Consider the following 20629-nt stretch of genomic DNA (forward strand, 5'->3'; position numbering starts at 1 on the left):
CAAACAGGGGAAATCCGGCTACAAAACACCACTGAAAAATGAATTGCCGGGAATTCGTGTTCAAAAAAATGGCAGGATTACCGGGAAATCTGGAAATCACTAATTGTTCAGCGCTTCCCTATGATGCTGCTTTTCTGTTCGAAGCTACCTTTATCTCCTTCAATAAAAATTGTTGATTGTGCAATGATTTCTGAGCCTTTTATCTTTGACACACATTTAATGTCTGGAATTAAGGTTGCTCCAGAAAATATTCCTAGAACAGCAGTTATTTTTTGCGCTTCCTCAAGTGCATAATCAGTAGCATATTCGGGTTCTGAAATTGTTGTGGTTACAACAGCGGCCAAGCCTTGATAGTCTTTCCTAATCTTTTCAAATTGCTTTATTAGAGCATTTTCTTTGTTTACACCGTCCAAGGTCTCTACTTTGACTGCCCACTTATCTAAAACCGCTTTTGAAAAAGGACGTATCTCTGAGTTTGAAACAGTGAATGCAGATTCAACTTCAAGGTTAGCAATTGGAATCCATGTCGTGACTGTTTTAATAACGGCATTAGCTTCAGAATAGAGGTATTCGATAAATACATCCGGCACATTGAAACCTTTGTATTTCTCAGAAATCCATGTAAAAAGCTTTCTCTCAACAAAGAGTAAGCTAAGCACTCTTCGCACCGCAGATAAAGATTGGATCCGTTCAGCAATTTCACGCAATTCACTATAATTCTTCTCACTAAGTCCAAATTTTTTGTCATTGAAGTAAAAGAATCGCTGAACAGTATTCCCTCTATAATCTAAAGTAGCCTCTTCTATGTCGCCGATAATGTCTTTTTCAGTTATTGACGCAGCAATATACAAATCTGATTGAAATAAGCTTTTCTTTTGTTTTTCTTTCGGGAACTCTTCAATCAGCTTGATTAAGCTACCAGCCTTGTCATTGAAATTACTTGCAGCAGATGGGTGAATTTTAAGAATCATTGTCTTACCTTGTATGGACTCGGCACCAGCAGACGTCCAAAAGGACGTTATATATTACGTCATGGGCAATATCCAATTCTGCAGAATTCATTCTATCTTCTTATTATCTTTGGATTGTCAAAGTTTTAAGTTTCATCACAAGAAAGTTTTAGATCCCTATTCCTAAATTCCAAGCTTGCAAAGCATACCCCTCAACCACTGATTCGTGCAATGACACGTCCAATCTGTAGATCAACACCCGCCATAACAACCTCGCTAAAATGCAATAATGAATCCACAATGCGATAACAACCGATAGCTTCAAAAATTATGATTACTTTATATGGCATTGAATGGTCACGCGCGAAATATGTCTTGTTCACGCTGGCAGAGCTTGGGCTGGATTTCCAGCATGTACGGATCAACCCATTCGAGAAAGAGAAGTACGCACCCGGGTATTTAAAGCTGAATCCGCTGGCACAGGTACCCACCTTGGTCGATGGCGATCTGGTGCTGACCGAGGCCATCGCGATCAATTTTTATCTGTCGAGAAAATACGGCGCGGGGAAGCTGTGGGCGGATCGGCTGGAAGACGAAGCGCAGATCTACAAATGGAGCCTGTTTGCGGTCACTCAAATGGAAACCGCCTGTGTGGATCTTATTCTGCACCGGAAAGTTCTCGATGCGAAAGTTAGAAATCCAAACATTGTCCAGGCGGCTGAAAAGAAACTGATGAAACCGCTTGAGGTATTGAACAACCATCTCGGCGGTAAAGATTTTCTGGTGACCGGTAAATTTACCGTCGCGGATATCAATATGGCCGGTGTTTTGACCTATGCGCTGGGCGGTGAATTCGATTTTTCGCCCTATCATGAGGTGGCGCGGTATTTGGCTGCGATTTTATCGAGACCGGCGTGCAAGAAAGCGGGAATTGTTCCCCACACGTAATGCCATCCTAACCTATCGTACTGGTTCTGATGACATGTGTTAATTCATGACTTGGTACCTTGGTTGCGGGCGGAATGCTTTTAGCCTACACCTTGCGCGGCTTAATTGAATTGTCAGACTGCTCGCGTCTCAACCGCGAAATGCCGCTTCGATAGTGGCAATGTCGATTTTCCTCATCGTCATCATCGCGTCGAATGCTCGTTTGGCAGCTACGCGATCCGGACTGGTGAATGCTTTCGTCAGGGCAACCGGCGTAATCTGCCAGGAGATACCCCACTTGTCCTTGCACCAGCCGCAATCGCTCTCCTGACCGCCGTTGCCGACGATTGCGTTCCAATAGCGATCCGTTTCACTTTGATCTTCGGTCGCCACCTGAAACGAAAAAGCTTCGCTATGCGTAAACGCAGGCCCGCCGTTGAGTCCGAGGCACGAGATGCCCATGACGGTAAACTCGACAGTCAATACATCGCCTTCTTTGCCCGACGGATAATCCCCCGGTGCGCGGTGCACTGCGCCGACCGACGAATCGGGAAAGGTTTGGGCATAAAATCGCGCGGCACCCTCGGCGTCGTTGTCGTACCAGAGACAGATCGTGTTCTTTGCAATCTTGGTCATGTTTTATCTCCTTTGAGTTTAGGGAAATGCTGATTTGGCGGAATACCTTCAGCTTTCGCCTTACACGGGTTTTGATGAATAAGTGATGTCAAGATCGACGCCTCGGATATTTTTTACTTACATTGATCTGCGTTAGTGCCTTCAAATCCCAAGCTCATTCTTCCAATTTCGACTGGATTTCAGATACTCAAGTACTTCGTTAGTCATTGCCTTACTAGCCTCTTCCGAAATGTCCTGAATGTCATCAAAGAGGACTATCGAGATCAGCACTTCCGCCATCAGCTGCTTATCAACGCCGGTTTTCGTGGCAAGCTTATCTGCTAATACCCATAACATGTCGTTGGGATCCTCCATTCCAACAGCCCAATCGTAAGCCGCTGCAAAAACACCCTGATTGCCAAGGCCATCAAAAACGGAACTTTCTTCAGCTATGGATTTTTCGCCAAGTTTCGATGGAATGGTTTGATTTATGGAATCACCCCCATTATTTGAGGCATCACACTTGAAATTGGCAGTAACTTGTCCGCTCTTCGCGCCCTTGCTGCCCAAGCCAGAAGCATCTATACCAGTTACTTCAACTTTATAGTCAACAACCTGACCCTCTTTGACCCAGTCTTTTACGGTTTTTTCCACGGCCGTGAGATGGGTTTTGTTTGCAGAGGCTGTTATGGGAAACATATTGAAACTTTTTCCCGGCCCACCGATGTTATGGTTAAGCAGATGACCTTTAATGTACTTGTTTGCCGTAGAGAGTTTTGGATTAGTGGGCAAATAACTCATGAGAGTACTTTGTTGACCGGATCCCGGCGGCGAGCCTTGTAAATTTGTAACTTTTCCTATGGAGGCTTTCTTTAATTTTTTAGCCTCCATTTTTGTACCAACGGTGTCACCTCCCAAGGTGCCAGTGTCCCAATTAACAGTTGTTTCACCAAAATTGGCACTTTCCATCTGAACGGGAAAAGAGCCGAAAAAGCCGATGTCCCTCTTTTGTGTCACTCCATTCGCCTGCCGTGTGATCCCCAAGCCGAATTCGGCACCTTTCAGCGCCTTTTCCCCCATCACATCCGCCTCACGCTCCAGCCTTTGATCGTCGTTAACCGGTACCCCATTCTTCATCTGCATGGTCGACTGCACGCGCCCCTGTGCCTGTTGCACCACATGCCAGGCCTCATGCGGCAGATACTGTTCCTGCCCCGGCGCGACGTGAATGTCGGGCCCCTGCGAATAGGCCAACGCATTGAGTTGTGCGGGCTGTGACGAGTTGTAGTGCACGCGCACGTTGTCCATGGACATGCCGGACAGCGACTCGATGCCGCCCTTCAGGTTGTCCGGCAGGCCGGTGTTGTTGGGTTTCTCCGGAACCTTATCGCGCTGCGCCGTTTTCCCGGTAAGGCTGCCGAGCTGTTGTCGTTGGGCGATGGCGTGCGAGCTGTTATGGATGGCGCTTATCGCCTTTCGTTGCGCGGCCATGCGCGGGCTGTTGCGGATTATATCCATCATTCTGCGCTGTGCAACAGCTTGCGGGCTGTTGTTCGCCACTGCCGCGAGCTGCGCCAACCTGTTCACCTGCGGGCTGGCCTCCACCATCGCTTCCAGTTGTGCAATCTGTTCACCCTGAGGCGATTCGAGTGATGCGCCCCCGCCCTGCCGCTGTGCGGGCTGATTCTGGTTTTGTTTGTGTTGTGGTTCGGCTTTTTGCATACCTGCCCCCATTAACTCAATAATTGCAAAGCATACCCCCCAACCGCCATTTCATGCAATGAACCATCGATTCTGTGGATCAACTCCCACCCATACCCCAGCAATCCCCTTGAAAAACGTTTAGAATGTGCGCCCCTTTCTTGCAACTATCATCCGTAGGTATCCGTTTTGATTACAACCGCCAATATCACCATGCAATTCGGCGCCAAGCCGCTGTTTGAAAATGTTTCCGTTAAATTCGGCGGGGGTAACCGCTATGGGTTGATCGGTGCAAACGGTTGCGGCAAGTCGACATTCATGAAAATTCTCGGCGGCGATCTGGAGCCGACTTCCGGTAATGTTTCGGTGGATAGCGGCGAGCGGGTGGGCAAATTGCGCCAGGATCAATTCGCGTTTGAAGACTGTCTGGTGATCGATACGGTGATGATGGGGCACGCGGATTTATGGCGCATCAAGCAGGAACGCGACGCGATTTATGCCAACCCGGAGGCTACTGAAGACGATTACATGCGCGCTGCCGAATTGGAGTCGGAGTTTGCCGAGCTGGATGGCTATTCGGCGGAAGCGCGCGCCGGGGAGTTGCTGCTCGGTGTTGGCATCTCCACGACTCAGCATCAGGGGCTAATGAGCGCCATTGCGCCGGGTTACAAATTGCGCGTGTTATTGGCGCAGGCGTTGTTTTCCAATCCGGATATTCTGCTGCTGGACGAGCCGACCAATAACCTCGACATCAATACCATCCGCTGGCTGGAGGATGTGATCAACACCAGCAAAAACACCATTATCATCATTTCGCATGACCGGCATTTCTTGAACAGCGTGTGCACGCACATGGCCGATCTGGATTACGGCGAGCTGCGTATTTATCCGGGCAACTACGACGATTACATGACCGCTTCGACCCAGGTGCGCGAGCGCATGCTGGCAGATAACGCCAAGAAGAAAGCGCAGATCGCTGATTTGCAGTCGTTCGTCAGCCGTTTCTCCGCGAATGCGTCGAAAGCCCGGCAAGCCACCAGCCGCGCGCGGCAGATCGAGAAAATCAAGCTGGAAGACGTCAAACCGTCCAGCCGCCAGTATCCCTTTATCCGCTTTGAATTTCACGATAAGGAAAAACTGCATCGCCTGGCTGTTTCCATCCAGGCCATCGGCAAGCATTTTCCCGGCATGGACAAACCACTGTTCGAGAATTTCAGCGTAAATATCGAAGCCGGTGAGAAAGTCGCCATCATCGGCCCGAACGGTATCGGCAAGACCACGCTGCTGCGTTGCCTGGCCAGTGACCTTGCAGTGGATTCCGGCGAGATCAAATGGGCAGAGAAAGCCAATCCCGGCTATTTTCCGCAAGACCATGCAGCCGATTTCGCGGAAGATTTGTCATTGATGGAATGGATGGATCAGTGGCGGCGAGGCAGCGACGACGATCAAACGATTCGCGGTACACTCGGCCGATTATTGTTTTCTGGCGATGACATCAAAAAATCCACGAAAGTCATTTCCGGCGGAGAACAAGGCCGCATGCTGTTCGGCAAGCTGATCCTGCAAAAACCGAACGTGCTGCTGATGGACGAACCGACCAATCACCTGGATATGGAATCGATCGAATCGCTGAACAGCGCGCTGGAACGATATACCGGCACGCTGATTTTCATATCCCACGACCGCGAATTCGTCTCCTCGCTCGCTACCCGCATTCTGGAAATGACACCGGACGGCATCAACGACTTCAAAGGGAATTACGAGGACTATTTGCGTTCGCAAGGGATTGAGTGAGAAAGAGCAATCAGCGGTAACACTGAGTTTTCTTGGTTAGCCGCTTCATTCCATCTGCTGCGAAAAATCAGTTTCGTAGGACGGATACCCGAAAGGCGATCCGTCAACAAATTAAAACCAGCGCCAACCTATCATCCAATACCGCCATGACGTTCATCCGGTGGAATCATATGAAAGAATAAATCATGCGGATGAAACACGTTCATTCGGCGGAACGCTTTCAGCTTTCGCCTTACGCTGGTTACGATGATGGAATACCATGTGCATTGGCAGGAAAATACAATCTTCGTTTATAAATTATAAGTGGTTGCTGAAATGCTGAATTCATTACTTGCTATCAGTTTAGGAGCTTCAGCAGGAGCCATTCTCCGGTGGCTTTTAGGTATTTCATTAAATACTATTTTCCCCGATATTCCACCAGGTACTGTCTTAGCTAATCTGCTGGGTAGTTATTTAATTGGTATTGCTATTGTAGTACTGGCAAATAATCCTACTATTGCGCCAGAATGGCGGCTCTTCGTTATCACTGGCTTTCTTGGCGGTCTTACAACTTTTTCTACGTTCTCTGCGGAGGTCATGAATTTGTTGCAACATGGTCGGGTTGCTTTAGCATTTGGTGCAATCGGCATTCATTTGATAGGATCGTTATTTATGACATTGCTGGGCATGCTAACGGTCTCTTTCTTCAAAACCACTTGAATTAAGGAAAATAATGAAAGGCTATCAATTGTCGTTTTTCACCCAGAATGATAGAAAGCATGATTCTCTACCGCTCAGTGAATGGTTATTAAAAGAAGCGCAGAAACTCGGCATTCCCGGAGTAACCATCGTACCGGCTGCGGAAGGCTATGGGCATGATAAGAAATTGCATTCATCGCATTTTTTTGAGCTTTCCGGACAACCCATAGAAATTAAAATGGCAGTAAGCGCGGAAAATGCGGACCTAATTTTTCAGCGTTTGAAGGATGAAAACATTAATATTTTCTTCATTAAAACAGATATTGAATTTGGAATTACTGGCAATTCCATGAATTAATCACTAATGCTGGAGTATCTGGTTTTATTTGCTGCGGCATTCATTGCAGCAGTGATATCAGGCGCTGCGGGGTTTGGCGGCGCTCTTTTGTTGCTTCCGCTGTTAGTCCAGACGGTTGGGGTAATTCATGCAGTTCCACTTTTAACCATCGTTCAATTAATCGGTAATCTATCCAGAGTAGCTTTCGGTTTCTCACAAATACAATGGAAACCAGTTGTGTTGTTTTTGTCAAGCGCCATTCCTTTCAGCATTTTAGGTGCAGTTTCATTCGCTGAATTGCCAAAGGAATTAATTACGCGCGGCATTGGGCTAGCAATACTATTTTTTGTATCACTGAAATATTGGGGCATTCTAAACTCAAAAGCCACCCCGGTTTGGCTTATAGCCGGTGGTGGATTTACCGGATATTTATCCGGATTGGTAGGCAGTGCTGGCCCATTGGGTGCGGCCATTTTTCTCTCGCTGGGCTTACCACCGGTTGCTTATATCGCAAGTGAAGGAACTACGGCGTTGGTAATGCATGGAGTGAAGACACTCACATATCAGCAATATATAAGCTTTGATCAAAGCATGTGGGTTTTAGCAGTAGTAATGGGAATAGCGATGATAGCGGGAAGCTGGACAGCAAAACGAGTCATTGAACGCATTCCGCAAAAGAAATTTGAGCGCTATGTAGCCATTTTATTAATCAGCATAGCGGCGTACATGATAATTCATGGGTGATAGTAAGTTAAGCACTTAAAAGTCGATGTGACCTGGTCACTTGAGATCGCAGGGGATTGAGTAATTTAAAGCCTGCTCCAACCCCTTCTCATCTTCAAAAATATTTTCACAGTAATTCGCATGTGCGGCGCTGAGAATTGCGCTGTCTATTTTATAGGCAAATGTGTACAATCAATGGCAATGCCCCTTGTATACCCTGCTCTGCTATTTTCCAGTTCCTTCCATGTCAGTGGTTATTGAGTGAACAGACTGTGTTGACTCGCCGCTAAAATCTTCCGGTTAGCCTTTCAATCAACCTGTCGCATATACATATTTTTATAGAGGTTCTATGTGCTGGAGTGGTGAAGCATCTGCTGTGCTTGCGGTGACGGGTCTTGCCAGTACCGCCTATTTTTACCGCAAAGGCGAGTCTGGCGTGTTGTGTGCCGCGCTTGCTTATTTTTCATTGATGGAATTGCTGCAAGCATATACCTACACGGTGATTGATCAGTGTGCGGATCCGCGCAATCAGATTGCAACGTTTCTGGGTTACATGCATATCGCTTTTCAACCGTTTTTTGTCAATGCGGTCGCGATGCATTTCATTCCGGACAGTTTGCGCCGCCGTATTGCGCCTGCGGTTTACACCTTATGCGCCGCCGCTGCGGTTGTCTTTATGATGCGTATTTATCCATTCGATTGGATGACTTACTGTTTCGACAGAGACTACAACATGACATTTTTCACCAGCGCGAAATACACCATGCCGTTCTGCGGCAAAGAGATTTGCTCGACTTCGGGTGCTTGGCATATCGCTTGGGCCATTCCCGCCAACGGCAATGTGTTCATGGGAAATGTTTACGGCTATGCCGCTTTTGTACTGCCTCTGTTGTACGGTTCCTGGAAAATGGTGGTGTACCATTTCATATCGGGACCGCTCCTGGCCTATATGACCACTGATGACATGAACGAATGGGCGGCCGTCTGGTGTCTGTATTCCATTGGTTTGCTGTTGCTGATGATTAAAACGCCAATCCGGCAATATTTGTATGTAAACAGTTGGTACGGATTGCCCTTGCCAAAATTTTTGCGTGCATCCTCGCACACTTGAGACCCGCCGGAAACAGAATCATCGATACGAAAAAATAAACTGGCGGTTTTGGCGCTACTTTAAATCCCTAAATTACGCTTAATGCAGCAGGATCGCGTTGAACAGCATCATCGCATCAGAGGGTTGCTGTACTCCTTCATGCAGTAACTCACGCTGATCATCCCCCTTAGTTTCAGATATCACTCCTCTCAGTCAGAGGTATCAATCCGCATCAGCGCACCGTCTTATCCGGCGCGCTAAAGCTTTTACCTCAGTGAATCGTTGTAAACAGCAGGCTGTTTCCTGTTTATTTTTCAATTTTGAGGGATGATTGTAATGAAAAATTTTTATAAATCTGTAGTGAGCATTCTACTTGTAGCCCCGATATACGCTTCGGCAGCCGTCGATCTTGTCACTAATGGGAGTTTTGAAGCTGATTTGCAAGACAACGGATCATGGAATCTTTATTCAACCTTGATTGGATGGAGTGGCGCTCCGGATATCGAGCTGCGCAACAATGTCGCCGGATCAGCTTTTGATGGCTCAAATTTTGTCGAATTAGACACGAATTCAAACAGTTCGATTTCCCAACTATTGATTGGCACGCCCGGATTGTATCAACTCAGCTTCTGGTATTCAGCCCGCCCCGGCACCAATAGTGACACCAATGATTTGTCATTCACATTGGATGGCTCCGCTCCGGTCACCGTTTTGACTGGTGTCGGTGGAGGAAGCGACCATAACTGGCAAAATTATTCGGCGCTATTTAACTTTGATGGCGAGGCGCTGCTGACTTTCAGTGCGGTCGGAAGAAGCGACAGTCTCGGTGGCTCGCTCGATATGATCTCAATGACCAGCACGATACCTGAACCGAAAATTGTCGAGATGATGCTGGTTGGTTTTTTATTACTCAGCCTTACGCTTCGCCGCACCAGTAAAGCTTATTTCTCAAGAAATAATCATTAAGTAACCATCGCCAATAGGATAGGTCGCAGGCCAAAAATATAACCGCTCCGCGACCTATCAATCGAGAATCCCGTTTTACTTTCCCTGCCAGAATCGCGTCGTGTTTAATCCCGGCCAGACCTCAAAAGAACGGCTCCAATCGTAATGCAGCATAGATATTGACGATGCATGGAATATGAAACAACATCACGTTAATAATCAAGAATCTTTTTTATGAACAATAACTAAAACCATTATTCGATGCAATTGGCAGTACTTTTCGATGTTCCGTTGGCTTTATGAATCAATTTTCTAGGCTGCAAGGATCGATGTTTTGCGGTTTTTGTGTGTACTGCAATCTCAGAGGAATGTTTTGCAAAAGGCCGCTTTTACGGCTTGTTGAGTATACTTGAATCGTCTTTTCCTTATCCATGCCGACGATTCGAGGCCTAGGTATACACACCATAGAACTGGCACTTACCTTTTGATAGATTGCCGTGAAGCATTTCAATGATGAAATGACTCATCTGGATAAAACACACTTTCACGCGGCGGAACGCTTTCAGCTTATGCCTTACACGGGTTGCACCAAAATTAAATCTTTACAGATATTTGGGCACGACAAGGGTAAGGACAAGGGTAAGGACAAGGACAAGGACAAATGTAATCAGAAAACCAACAACCGCAACTATTGGAAGTTTGCCTTTAAACGACAAGAACGTCATTATTCCAGCACCAGTTACACCTAAGGCAGATAGAATAACTGCCAGAGTTGGGCCCGTAACTGCAACAATACCTATCCACAATTGATCAAAATACAAAAAAATACCAAATAGAATTAAACCAATAATAAACGCAATAATAAGCTTAAGCTTCATTTACTTCTATCTCATCGTTTGTCATTAAAATGTTTGTTAACACACTAGCGCGTCCAGAATCAAATACCGAATCGCGAGTTACCCAAAACTTAACCCCATTCACCCTCATACATTCAATCATCACTCAACCGTCACTTTCTGTACTTGCATCGGCCAAACTCCTCTCTCAATCGCCTGCCGTCCGTCAAAAACCAAATAACTTTGCCGTCCATAATGCGGCAGCGGGCGGATTAGCGCTTCGAGCGAAGCGGCATCTTGCGCGGAGATGATGGCGAGCGATGCCCCATCAGCGCGTGCCAATGTCCAGACTTGCGCGCTGCCTTTTTTACCGGTTTCATCCGGCCGGGCGGGTAGCTGTTTGGCAGCTAACCAGGCGTCGATTTCGGCTTGCAGGCCGATAACCAGGGTTGGTGCGGCGGAGAGCGGATCGCCGGACGCAACCGTGTGAAGCTTGCGATCTTGCAATTTGCTGGCAAGCGTCTCGGCAATTTTGCGAACTTCAGGTTGATCGGACAACAGCACCGTCTGCGTGGCGGCGTTGACCATCACTTCGCGCAGAATCGGCGGTGCTTCTCCGGGCGCCAAGTGCCTGAACAGACGCAGATCGGGATCGAGTGAAACGGCTAGCGGTTTGTCCGTCAATTTCAGCGTGAACGTTTGCTGTGCTTGCTGCACATCGAGCCGGTGGATGGCGCTGCCTTGCTGCGTTTCGACAGCCACCGGAACTTGCAATTGATACGCCGGTTCGGATTGTTTCAACGTGATCGACAACTCATACCCGGAACCCGCCGCCGCATTTTTCACCTCGGCCAGCTCGATTGCTGGCGCGCCGCTGCGATTCAGCCATTGCGCAAAAAAAGGCCCGAGCGGTTGCCCGGAAACCATTTCAAACATTCTTTGCACATCCAGCCAAGACGTCACTCTAAAGCGCTGCACCTGCCACAACCCTTGGATGCCGCGCTGGAAAAGCGTTTCACCCAGATGATCGCGCAGCATGAAGAAAAACATCGCGGCTTTGTTGTAACCAACAATTTTCGACGCACCATGCGTGCGCGAGGTAAAAGCCGTCAGCGGCGCATCCTGCCCCGGCTGCAATGCGGCGAAATCACGCAGCCAGCTCAAGCGCATGTCGCGCGCGGCGGCCTCGCTTTCCTGTTCTTTGTACGCGTAATCGGCCATGAACGTGGTCAATCCTTCCGACCAGTTGCCGCTCTTGTAATCCGGATAAACACCATTGCCCCACCAGTTGTGCAGCACCTCATGACCGAGCGAAGTACTGCGGATAAACGGCAATTGCAACACATCGACACCGAGGTAAGTCAACGTCGGCATGCCGAAGCCGGTCGGCGTGGGACTCGACACGACGCTGAACTCCGTATAGGGATACTCGCCAATCGAGGATTCATACAGTTCCAGATAGCGTTTCACGGCGTCGAGATAATCCTTCGACAAACCGCTGATCTTCGGATGAAAGTAGGTACGCAATTGAATCGGTTTGTGATTGATATTTTGATGCGTCTGCGTTTCGATCGCATACGGGCCTGCCATCAAATCGATTCCTTCAGCGGGATGGGAGAATTGAAACACCGCCTGATAGTTTTGCGGCGATTCATGTTCTTCGATCAAGCGGCCCGCCACCAAGCCTTTCTGCCCGGACGGCAATTCAATGCTGACTTTATAGCGCACCATCTGCCCAACAACGCGCGGATACCAATCCGAACTATCCGGCAGGAAAGTACCGGCTTCACCGCTGACAGCGATCGGCCTACCCAGTGTCTGCTGGTGGTCGAGCGAGGTATCCAGCGGCGCCAATACGCCTTTCCAGCGAATCAGGAATTGAACCTGATGCCTGAAAAGAAAAGGAATGTTCCAAATATGCGGTTGGTTGGCTTGCTCGCGGCCAATACCTAACGGCCCGTCATTAAAATCTGCCTGAATCACCTCGTACCCGGCACCCAGCATCAACTGCAATTCTCGCGGTTTATCCACGGTAATGAGGCTTTTCCCCTCAATCGTGCGGTTTACCGGATCGATTTTCACGGTGATATCGTATTCGACGTCATTGTGCTTGACCGGCACACGCGCTGAAAACGCGGGTTGAGCAACCAGGCTGGTGAGTAGCAGAAAAAAACAAGTTCTGATAAAAGTGAAAGTAGTCATAGCTGTTTTGAAAAATTAATGCTGCAATGCCGGAAATTTGGCGATGACCAGCATTTCCTGCTCGTCTCGTTTAATTTTGAGCGGTAGCCAGGTTCCCGGCGCTTGGCGTTTTACGATGGTGGTCACATCTTCCAGCGTTTTAACCGGCAGACCGGCCATTTCCAGAATCACATCGGAATCCTGCAACTTGGCGGCATCGGCAATGCTGTTTTTTTCCACTTGCAGTATCACCGCGCCGCCCCTGCCCATTTCATAGCGGATACCGAGACGCTGGAACTGCGGCCGGAAAGATTCGGAAACATGCGGCAATACACCGAATACCGCATCGGCCACACCTGCCGCTAAGTTCTTGCAGGACTTATCGCTATCCCACGGCAGTAATCCAGCAACGGATTTGATGCCCAAGTCGTGCAATTGATGCGGCACGCCAAAACCGTGCAGCACATGCCCCGTACCCATGACACCAACTACCAGCGGTTTTTCCGCGCCACCGGATTGCGTCACGGCTTGTTGCAGAATCTGCGCCATCGCGCGGTCCCACAGTTGCTGTCCGCCAATAAAGCGGCGGAAATCCGGATCGTCTTGCGTGGTTTCATTTTTATGTTTGCGGTCATGCTGTTTATAAATCGGCAGCAAAAAATCGACATACGCTTGACTGGGTTCGGCCGGACGCGTCAAGCCTTCGCGTTCTTCCACCGGAACGCCGTAAAAGCCCTTTTCCGCCACTTGGCGGCGCAGGCTGGTTTCAATGTTCAGCGCCAGCATCGGAATGCGATTCATGCGGGCAAAATGAAACAGGGGCAAATACAGGTTGGCATCGGTATTCCAAACCTGATCCCATTCCGCCGCGCGCAGAAATTCTTTTTCGCTCAACTCACCGGCAATCCATTTATCCAGCGCGGCTTGCACGCGACGCGGAAACATCTCAAAACCGATCACCATATTCGGACGCTGCGCATGCAAAGCCACCAGCGTTTGTAATTGCCAGCGGTGATGATCGGCGTTGACATGCGTTTCGCCCAGCAACACCACCGAGGCTTTGGCGGCACGCGCGATGACTTCCTGCTGCGAGGTTTTACCGGAACCGGGAACGATCCAATCCCCCAGCGGCACGCAATTATTCGGCACCGGTTTCTTTGCCGGAGTAATCACCGCAGCCGCATGATTCATTGCCAGGCTCAGCAGAAAGAAGGTGAGATACAGGAGGCTGTTGCGTCGGGTTATCTTGAAATTTGTCATTTTATTCATTCTTTTAAAGGTTCAATTGATCACAACGGAATCGTTCACCCTACCCATTTACGCGCATTACGGAACAAGCGCATCCACGGACCGTCTTCGGCTTTGCCAGAGCGTACATCCGGGTGCCACGAATGCTGCGTCACGCGGAACACCCGCTCCGGATGCGGCATCAACACATTGAAACGCCCGTCAAGTGTGGTTAAGCCGGTCATCCCGTGCAGCGAGCCATTCGGATTGAACGGATAACGCTCAGTAATTTGCCCGTGATTGTCGACAAAACGCAATGTCACCAAAGCCGCGATATGCTCGGGTTGAGCGGATGAAAACTCAACTCTGCCTTCACCGTGCGCTACCGTGACCGGCATCCGGCTGCCCGCCATGCCGTCAAAAAACAACGACGAACTGGGTTGTACTTCCACCATGACAAAGCGCGCTTCAAATTGTTCCGACAGATTGCGTTTAAACTGCGGCCAGGCAGCCGCGCCAGGAATGATTTCGTGCAAGTTGCTCATCATTTGGCAGCCATTACACACGCCCAGCGCAAACGTGTCGCCACGCTGGAAAAATGCTTCAAATTCATCGCGCGCGCGCGGATTGAACAGAATCGACTTGGCCCAGCCTTCTCCGGCACCCAGCACGTCACCATAGGAAAATCCGCCGCAGGCAACGAACCCTTTAAAATCTCTCAAGGAAACACGCCCCGCGATGATGTCGCTCATGTGCACGTCGATCGCGGCAAAACCGGCACGATCGAATGCCGCCGCCATTTCCACATGCCCGTTAACGCCTTGCTCACGCAGGATGGCCATGCGCGGACGCACACCGGTTTGAATGAACGGCGCGGCAATATCGTCACTGGCATCGTACCGCAACGCGACCTGAAGGCCGGGATCAGTGGTATCGAGAATGCGGTCGAATTCCTGTTGCGCACAGACTGGATTGTCGCGCAGTTTTTGCATTTGATAGGTGGTTTCCGACCAAGCGCGTTGCACATCCACCCGTTTTTCCGCCAGTACCGCTTTGTTATTGCGCATCAAGCGGATTTCGTCCGACCGGTTCAATTGACCGATGACAAAACTGGCATCGCGCAACCCCGCATCGGCCAGCACTTGCATGACTTCCTGACGTTGCGCAGCGGCAATTTGTATTACCGCACCCAGCTCCTCATTAAACAGCACCGCAAGCATGCGTTCCAGGAAGCGCCCTCCCAGTTGCTCCGGGCGCAATTCCGATCCGTCGAGATCGCTGTACTGCGGATCAAAGCACAATTGATCCAGATTCACCGTTATGCCCGTATGCCCGGCAAACGCCATTTCGCACAGCGTCACAAACAGACCGCCGTCGGAGCGGTCGTGATACGCAAGCAATTTATCCGTTTCGTTAAGCTGTTGAATCGCGTTGAAGAAATGACGCAATTGTTGCGCACCGGCTTCACCATCGATATCCGGCGCATGATTGCCGACTTGTTTGTACACTTGCGCCAGCGCCGAACCGCCCAGGCGATTCTGCCCTCGCCCCAAGTCGATCAGAATCAATTCGCTGTCGCCGCAGTCGGTGCGCAATTGCGGCGTCAAAGTTTTGCGCACATCCGTCACCGTGGCAAAAGACGAGATGATCAGCGACAGCGGCGCCGTGACTTCCTTGCGCACACCCGCCTCATCCCAAGCGGTTTTCATCGACATCGAGTCTTTGCCGACCGGGATGCTGATACCCAATTGCGGGCACAATTCCATACCGACGGTGTGCACCGCGTCGTACAGTCCGGCATCTTCACCCGGATGACCGGCTGCCGCCATCCAGTTGGCCGATAATTTGATGTGTGCAATGCCGTCGATCGCCGCGGCGGCGATATTAGTGATCGACTCACCCACCGCCATACGCGCAGCGGCTTTCGGATCGACCAACGCCAGCGGCGTGCGTTCGCCGATGGCAAATGCTTCGCCCAAAACGGTTTGATACCCCATGCTGGTCACCGCGACATCAGCCACCGGAATCTGCCACGGGCCAACCATTTGATCGCGCGCCGACAAACCGCCGACGCTACGATCACCGATGGTAATCAGAAAGCTCTTATCAGCGACCGCGGGCAAGCGCAAAACCCGGTACGCGGCTTCGGTCAGCGTCACACCCGACCAATCGAGCGCGGGCAAGATTCGTTCTCCATGCGTCACATCGCGTGTCATTTTCGGCGGCTTGCCGAGCAAAACCGGCAACGGCATATCGACTGGCGAAGTGGGGGATTGCGGATCGGCGACTACCAGCTGTTCATCGCCAGTCGCTTCGCCCACCACGGCGAACGGACAGCGTTCGCGCTCACAGATGCTTTCAAACAACGCCAGCGACTCCGGTTTGATCGCCAGCACGTAGCGTTCCTGCGCCTCGTTGCTCCAGATTTGCATCGGCGACATGCTGGTTTCTTCGGACGGTACCGCGCGCAAATTGAAACGCCCGCCGCGACCAGAGTCGTGCACCAATTCCGGAAAAGCATTGGACAAACCGCCCGCGCCAACGTCATGAATGAACAGAATCGGGTTTTCACCGCCGCTGCGTTGCAATTGCCAGCAACGGTCGATCACTTCCTGCGCGCGCCGTTGCATTTCCGGATTACCGCGCTGCACCGAATCGAAATCCAGCGCTTCGGTGTTGGCGCCGGTATCCATGCTGGACGCCGCGCCGCCTCCTAAGCCGATCAGCATGCCGGGACCGCCCAATTGAATCAGCAGCGCGCCTGGTGGAAATTTTTCCTTGCGCACATGGCGATCGGCAATCTGTCCGACACCGCCCGCCAGCATGACCGGTTTGTGGTAACCGCGCATTTCCCCGCCGACACGCTCTTCAAAGGTACGGAAATAACCCGCCAGATTGGGGCGGCCAAATTCATTATTGAACGCCGCGCCGCCGATCGGCCCTTCCAGCATGATTTGCAGCGCCGAAGCAATGCGTCCGGGCTTTCCGTAGCTTGACGGATGCCCGCTTTGATCGATCTCCCACGGTTGCGTGAAATCCGGAATGTTCAGATTTGATACCGAAAAACCGCATAACCCGGCTTTCGGTTTCGCGCCACGTCCGGTCGCGCCTTCGTCGCGGATTTCCCCGCCGACACCGGTCGCCGCGCCGGGAAACGGTGAAATCGCGGTCGGATGATTGTGCGTTTCCACCTTCATCAACACATGTGTTTTTTCCTGCGCGTAACCATAAACTTGGCCATCGCCCGGATAAAACCGGTTAATTTCCGCGCCTTCGATGACGCTGGCGTTGTCGGCATACGCCACCAGCGTGCCTTGCGGGTGGGTTTGATGCGTGTTGCGGATCATCGCAAACAGTGATTTGTCCTGTGGTTTGCCGTCGATAACCCAATCGGCATTGAAGATTTTGTGACGGCAATGCTCGGAATTCGCCTGCGCGAACATCATCAGTTCGACGTCGGTCGGGTTGCGTGCCATTTGCTGGAAGTTATGCGCCAGATATTCGATTTCATCCACCGACAACGCCAGCCCCATGCTTTGATTGGCTTGCCGCAGTGCATCGATGCCGCCACCGAGCACATCGACGGTGTTGAGAGGCTTCGGCGCAAAATGCTGGAATAATTTGGCCGCATCGTCGAATGAATAAAATACCGTTTCGGTCATGCGATCATGCAGTAACGCTTTGAGCCGCGCCTTATCTTGCGCCGCTAGCGCTTGATCGGTTTGAATGTAATACGCAATGCCGCGTTCGATACGCTCGACTGCCGCTAATCCGCAATGCCGCGCAATATCGCTAGCCTTGGTCGACCACGGCGAAATCGTCCCAGGACGCGGCAACACCAAAAAGAATTCACCGGGATGCCGCGCATTTTCCTGCGTCTGATCGTGGTTGAGCAATTTGCGCAAGGCGTTCAGCTCAGCGTCTTGCAGGTTTCGAATAAGCGAACAAAAATGCCAGTATTCGGTATTCAGTGCGGATACCGGCAGATTCAGCATATTAATTTGCTTGCGTAATTTTTCCAGACGAAACGGGGAAAGCGCACGTCCACCACAAAATTGGAGCATCAGAGGAAATAAGGCGGTTATTTAAAGATTGCAATTTTACACGAGAAGATGTACTTATCGCTGATCATCCCATACGCATGCAAATTATGGACACAGCCGATCCGGTTTTTTCAACTGCTGAAATCCGCGACATTGAACAACAAGCGGCAAGACTGCCCAAACCGCCCCGCTTGATGGAAAAAGCAGGCTTGGCGGCGGCGCAAGTGATCCGCGACCAGTTATTGAGAGGCCCAGGTCATCAAATCCTGGTGCTGGCCGGCCCGGGCAACAACGGCGGCGATGCATTCGTCGTGGCGCGTTATTTGCAGGAATGGGGCAATGCCGTCACCGTGGTATTCGGCGGCGACGGCAACCGTGTTCCGCCGGATGCCAAACAAGCGCTGCAAGCCTGGTTCAATATTGGCGGCGACATTTGTGCGGAAATACCGGATGGCGATCGAAGCTGGGATGCCGTAGTCGACGGTTTATTCGGCATCGGCTTGGATCAATCGCAACATCGCCCGATTGAAGGAAAATACCGCGAATGGATTGAAACCGTGAATCAAATGGCGACACCCATCGTTGCGCTGGATATTCCGTCCGGATTGGGTAGCGACGATGGTTGTATTTATGGCATCACTATTCACGCCACGCTGACGATCACTTTTATTGGTTTAAAACCGGGGCTGCTCACCCATTCCGGTCCGGAATGCTGCGGCACGATCGTGTTGCGCAACTTAGATATTCAGCTGCCCGCACCGCCTGAGCCGCACACTTGGCTGCTGAATCATAAACTTGCGCAATCGATACTGCCGCCAGCGCGTAGCGCGAATAGCCATAAAGGCACATTCGGTAACGTTGCCATCCTCGGCGGCTCGACCGGCATGACCGGCGCGGCACTGCTGGCAGGCCGCGCTGCCTTGCATCTGGGTGCGGGGCGCGTTTATCTCGGTTTGCTGGCAGACAATGCGCCACCGGTCGATTTTTCCCAGCCGGAGCTGATGCTGCGTGCGCCATCGGAGTTGTTCACGCTAACACCCCTCAATTGCTTGATCGTTGGCCCCGGTTTGGGACAATCGGCGGAAGCATTACCGTGGCTGGAGAAAGCGATCACCAGTGATTGCACACTGATCGTCGATGCCGATGGGCTCAACTTGATCGCACAGCATCCACTTCTCGCAAAAACACTCAGTCAACGCAATGCTTCCACCATCCTGACACCCCATCCCGCCGAAGCCGCACGTTTGCTGAACACTGGCACCGCCGCTGTGCAACAAAACCGTATGAACGCGGCATTGCAAATTGCGCAACATTTCAATTGTTACGTCGTCCTCAAAGGCGCGGGCAGCATCTGTTGCCTTCCCGGCGGCAATCGCTACCTCAACACCAGCGGCAACCCCGCACTCAGTACCGCCGGAACCGGCGATGTATTAGCCGGAATGATGGGTGCGTTGATCGCGCAAGGCTTGAATCCGGATCAAGCGTTGTTGCTGGCGGTTTATCTGCACGGCGCCGCAGCGGATCGCTGGGTACAGCAACATCACGGCATGCTGGGAATGGTAGCGTCGGAAGTGATTGCTGAAGCGCGGTTGTTGCTGAATGAGTGGATTATTTGAGCATGTTTCTCATAGCAGCTTAGATTCCACTCGATCCCATGACAAATTTCTTCCCCGTCACATCGAATACCCCGGGTTTCAAATTTTTAGCAGAAATACTGCACTCCACTCAATCAACACATCGGCCCTTTATCCATGAAGCTTCAATCGGTACATTCAATTTCACGAATCTTGTGACTTTAATCACTTACAAATAATCACTATTAAATTAATCTGCCTTGGCATATGTGATATGCGCTTTATACATTCAATCACAAATAAACAAGGAGTTATATTATGGCAAATATTAATGGATCAATCTTTAATAATAATAACCTCAATGGAACACCTTTTGCTGATTTTATTCAGGGGTTTGGAGGGGGCGATGTGGTTCATGGCAATGGTGGAAATGACACGATTTATGGATATTCTCAAAGCCCGGATTTTTGGTATTTCGCAGAAGGCGGTGATTTACTCTATGGTGACGATGGAAATGACAGCATCTTTGGTCAAAACGGAAATGATTATTTAAATGGCGGTAACGGTAATGACTATCTCAATGGTGGAAATGGCCAAGATACATTTGTTGGCGGTCTAGGCGCGGATATATTTGATTTTGACTCAGTCAGCGACAGCTCGGCGGGCGGCGCGGTTGATCAACTTTATTACTTCAATTGGGGTCAAGGCGATAAAATTGATTTATCAACGATTGATGCTGATCTTTTCCTCCCAGGAAATCAAGCCTTTACATCAAGTCAAATGACTTACAATTCAGCTAATGGAATGTTTACTGCGGATGTATACGGTGGCTCTGATTTGCAAATTCATATGGTAGGCACGCAAGCCGGATTCTTACCATTTCTCGATGTGATTGCTTAATCCAATTCTGCATCGGTATTTGTAATACCAAAAATGATCAATCTTTAATATCAATTTCTAAAGGCTTCCTAAATCGGATTTAATAAAGCGTTCCTGCAACAACCTACG

16 protein-coding genes are annotated in these 20629 nt (G+C 50.2%); 9 read left to right on the forward strand and 7 right to left on the reverse strand.

Annotation, left to right across the window (positions count from 1 at the left end):
• Positions 1-107: 107 nt before the first annotated feature.
• On the reverse strand, positions 108-971 hold the full coding sequence (locus tag DU481_RS12445) for a hypothetical protein (protein ID WP_350134985.1): 864 nt from the start codon (positions 969-971) through the stop codon (positions 108-110).
• A gap of 309 nt (positions 972-1280) precedes the next feature.
• Between DU481_RS12445 and DU481_RS12450 the strand changes: the two genes are divergently transcribed.
• Positions 1281-1898, forward strand: coding sequence for a glutathione S-transferase family protein (locus tag DU481_RS12450; protein WP_350134988.1), 618 nt, complete (start codon positions 1281-1283; stop codon positions 1896-1898).
• A gap of 129 nt (positions 1899-2027) precedes the next feature.
• Here the strand turns inward: DU481_RS12450 and DU481_RS12455 are convergent, their stop codons facing one another.
• Both DU481_RS12455 and DU481_RS12460 read right to left on the reverse strand, forming a co-directional pair.
• Complete coding sequence (locus DU481_RS12455; RefSeq protein ID WP_350134990.1) at positions 2028-2513, reverse strand: VOC family protein; 486 nt, start codon at positions 2511-2513, stop codon at positions 2028-2030.
• Between the two features lie 141 nt (positions 2514-2654).
• Positions 2655-4214 (reverse strand): eCIS core domain-containing protein, encoded by a 1560-nt coding sequence (locus DU481_RS12460; protein WP_350134993.1) that lies wholly within the window; start codon positions 4212-4214, stop codon positions 2655-2657.
• Between the two features lie 168 nt (positions 4215-4382).
• On the opposite strand from DU481_RS12460, the gene DU481_RS12465 reads away from it, so the two are divergent.
• From DU481_RS12465 to DU481_RS12490, 6 genes are all read left to right on the forward strand, one after another.
• Positions 4383-5987: an ABC-F family ATPase gene (locus tag DU481_RS12465; protein ID WP_350134996.1), complete on the forward strand. Its 1605-nt coding sequence runs from the start codon at positions 4383-4385 to the stop codon at positions 5985-5987.
• A 315-nt stretch (positions 5988-6302) separates the two neighbouring features.
• Positions 6303-6686 (forward strand): fluoride efflux transporter CrcB, encoded by a 384-nt coding sequence (gene crcB, locus DU481_RS12470; protein WP_350134998.1) that lies wholly within the window; start codon positions 6303-6305, stop codon positions 6684-6686.
• A gap of 13 nt (positions 6687-6699) precedes the next feature.
• Positions 6700-7023, forward strand: a complete 324-nt coding sequence (locus tag DU481_RS12475) for a DUF190 domain-containing protein (RefSeq protein WP_107803866.1) — start codon at positions 6700-6702, stop codon at positions 7021-7023.
• Between the two features lie 6 nt (positions 7024-7029).
• A complete protein-coding gene (locus tag DU481_RS12480) occupies positions 7030-7746 on the forward strand; it encodes a sulfite exporter TauE/SafE family protein (protein ID WP_350135001.1) in 717 nt (238 codons plus the stop codon).
• Between the two features lie 328 nt (positions 7747-8074).
• Positions 8075-8836: a DUF5765 domain-containing protein gene (locus DU481_RS12485; RefSeq protein ID WP_090322137.1), complete on the forward strand. Its 762-nt coding sequence runs from the start codon at positions 8075-8077 to the stop codon at positions 8834-8836.
• A 315-nt stretch (positions 8837-9151) separates the two neighbouring features.
• Positions 9152-9781, forward strand: a complete 630-nt coding sequence (locus DU481_RS12490) for a carbohydrate binding domain-containing protein (RefSeq protein ID WP_350135004.1) — start codon at positions 9152-9154, stop codon at positions 9779-9781.
• A 581-nt stretch (positions 9782-10362) separates the two neighbouring features.
• Here the strand turns inward: DU481_RS12490 and DU481_RS12495 are convergent.
• From DU481_RS12495 to purL, 4 genes are all read right to left on the reverse strand, one after another.
• Positions 10363-10638 (reverse strand): hypothetical protein, encoded by a 276-nt coding sequence (locus tag DU481_RS12495; protein ID WP_350135007.1) that lies wholly within the window; start codon positions 10636-10638, stop codon positions 10363-10365.
• A 120-nt stretch (positions 10639-10758) separates the two neighbouring features.
• Entirely contained in the window at positions 10759-12798 is a 2040-nt protein-coding gene (locus tag DU481_RS12500) for a M1 family metallopeptidase (RefSeq protein WP_350135010.1), read from the reverse strand.
• 15 nt (positions 12799-12813) lie between these two features.
• Positions 12814-14037, reverse strand: coding sequence for a ChaN family lipoprotein (locus DU481_RS12505; RefSeq protein ID WP_350135012.1), 1224 nt, complete (start codon positions 14035-14037; stop codon positions 12814-12816).
• A gap of 44 nt (positions 14038-14081) precedes the next feature.
• Positions 14082-18068 (reverse strand): phosphoribosylformylglycinamidine synthase, encoded by a 3987-nt coding sequence (gene purL, locus DU481_RS12510; RefSeq protein WP_350135015.1) that lies wholly within the window; start codon positions 18066-18068, stop codon positions 14082-14084.
• An 86-nt stretch (positions 18069-18154) separates the two neighbouring features.
• Here purL and DU481_RS12515 point away from each other — a divergent pair, with 86 nt between their 5' ends.
• Positions 18155-19663, forward strand: coding sequence for an NAD(P)H-hydrate dehydratase (locus DU481_RS12515; RefSeq protein WP_350135018.1), 1509 nt, complete (start codon positions 18155-18157; stop codon positions 19661-19663).
• 276 nt (positions 19664-19939) lie between these two features.
• Entirely contained in the window at positions 19940-20521 is a 582-nt protein-coding gene (locus DU481_RS12520; RefSeq protein ID WP_350135021.1) for a calcium-binding protein, read from the forward strand.
• The last annotated feature ends 108 nt before the right edge of the window (positions 20522-20629 follow it).

This window comes from Nitrosomonas sp., assembly GCF_040240425.1.
In the GTDB taxonomy this organism is placed as follows: Bacteria; Pseudomonadota; Gammaproteobacteria; order Burkholderiales; family Nitrosomonadaceae; genus Nitrosomonas.

Bases quoted from the DNA above. Each gene is read 5' to 3' on its own strand.
- DU481_RS12445 (WP_350134985.1), bottom strand. From the start codon at position 971: ATGATTCTTAAAATTCACCCATCTGCTGCAAGTAATTTCAATGACAAG.
- DU481_RS12450 (WP_350134988.1), top strand. From the start codon at position 1,281: ATGATTACTTTATATGGCATTGAATGGTCACGCGCGAAATATGTCTTG.
- DU481_RS12455 (WP_350134990.1), bottom strand. From the start codon at position 2,513: ATGACCAAGATTGCAAAGAACACGATCTGTCTCTGGTACGACAACGAC.
- DU481_RS12460 (WP_350134993.1), bottom strand. From the start codon at position 4,214: ATGCAAAAAGCCGAACCACAACACAAACAAAACCAGAATCAGCCCGCA.
- crcB (WP_350134998.1), top strand. From the start codon at position 6,303: ATGCTGAATTCATTACTTGCTATCAGTTTAGGAGCTTCAGCAGGAGCC.
- DU481_RS12475 (WP_107803866.1), top strand. From the start codon at position 6,700: ATGAAAGGCTATCAATTGTCGTTTTTCACCCAGAATGATAGAAAGCAT.
- DU481_RS12480 (WP_350135001.1), top strand. From the start codon at position 7,030: ATGCTGGAGTATCTGGTTTTATTTGCTGCGGCATTCATTGCAGCAGTG.
- DU481_RS12485 (WP_090322137.1), top strand. From the start codon at position 8,075: ATGTGCTGGAGTGGTGAAGCATCTGCTGTGCTTGCGGTGACGGGTCTT.
- DU481_RS12490 (WP_350135004.1), top strand. From the start codon at position 9,152: ATGAAAAATTTTTATAAATCTGTAGTGAGCATTCTACTTGTAGCCCCG.
- DU481_RS12495 (WP_350135007.1), bottom strand. From the start codon at position 10,638: ATGAAGCTTAAGCTTATTATTGCGTTTATTATTGGTTTAATTCTATTT.
- DU481_RS12500 (WP_350135010.1), bottom strand. From the start codon at position 12,798: ATGACTACTTTCACTTTTATCAGAACTTGTTTTTTTCTGCTACTCACC.
- DU481_RS12505 (WP_350135012.1), bottom strand. From the start codon at position 14,037: ATGACAAATTTCAAGATAACCCGACGCAACAGCCTCCTGTATCTCACC.
- purL (WP_350135015.1), bottom strand. From the start codon at position 18,068: ATGCTCCAATTTTGTGGTGGACGTGCGCTTTCCCCGTTTCGTCTGGAA.
- DU481_RS12515 (WP_350135018.1), top strand. From the start codon at position 18,155: ATGGACACAGCCGATCCGGTTTTTTCAACTGCTGAAATCCGCGACATT.
- DU481_RS12520 (WP_350135021.1), top strand. From the start codon at position 19,940: ATGGCAAATATTAATGGATCAATCTTTAATAATAATAACCTCAATGGA.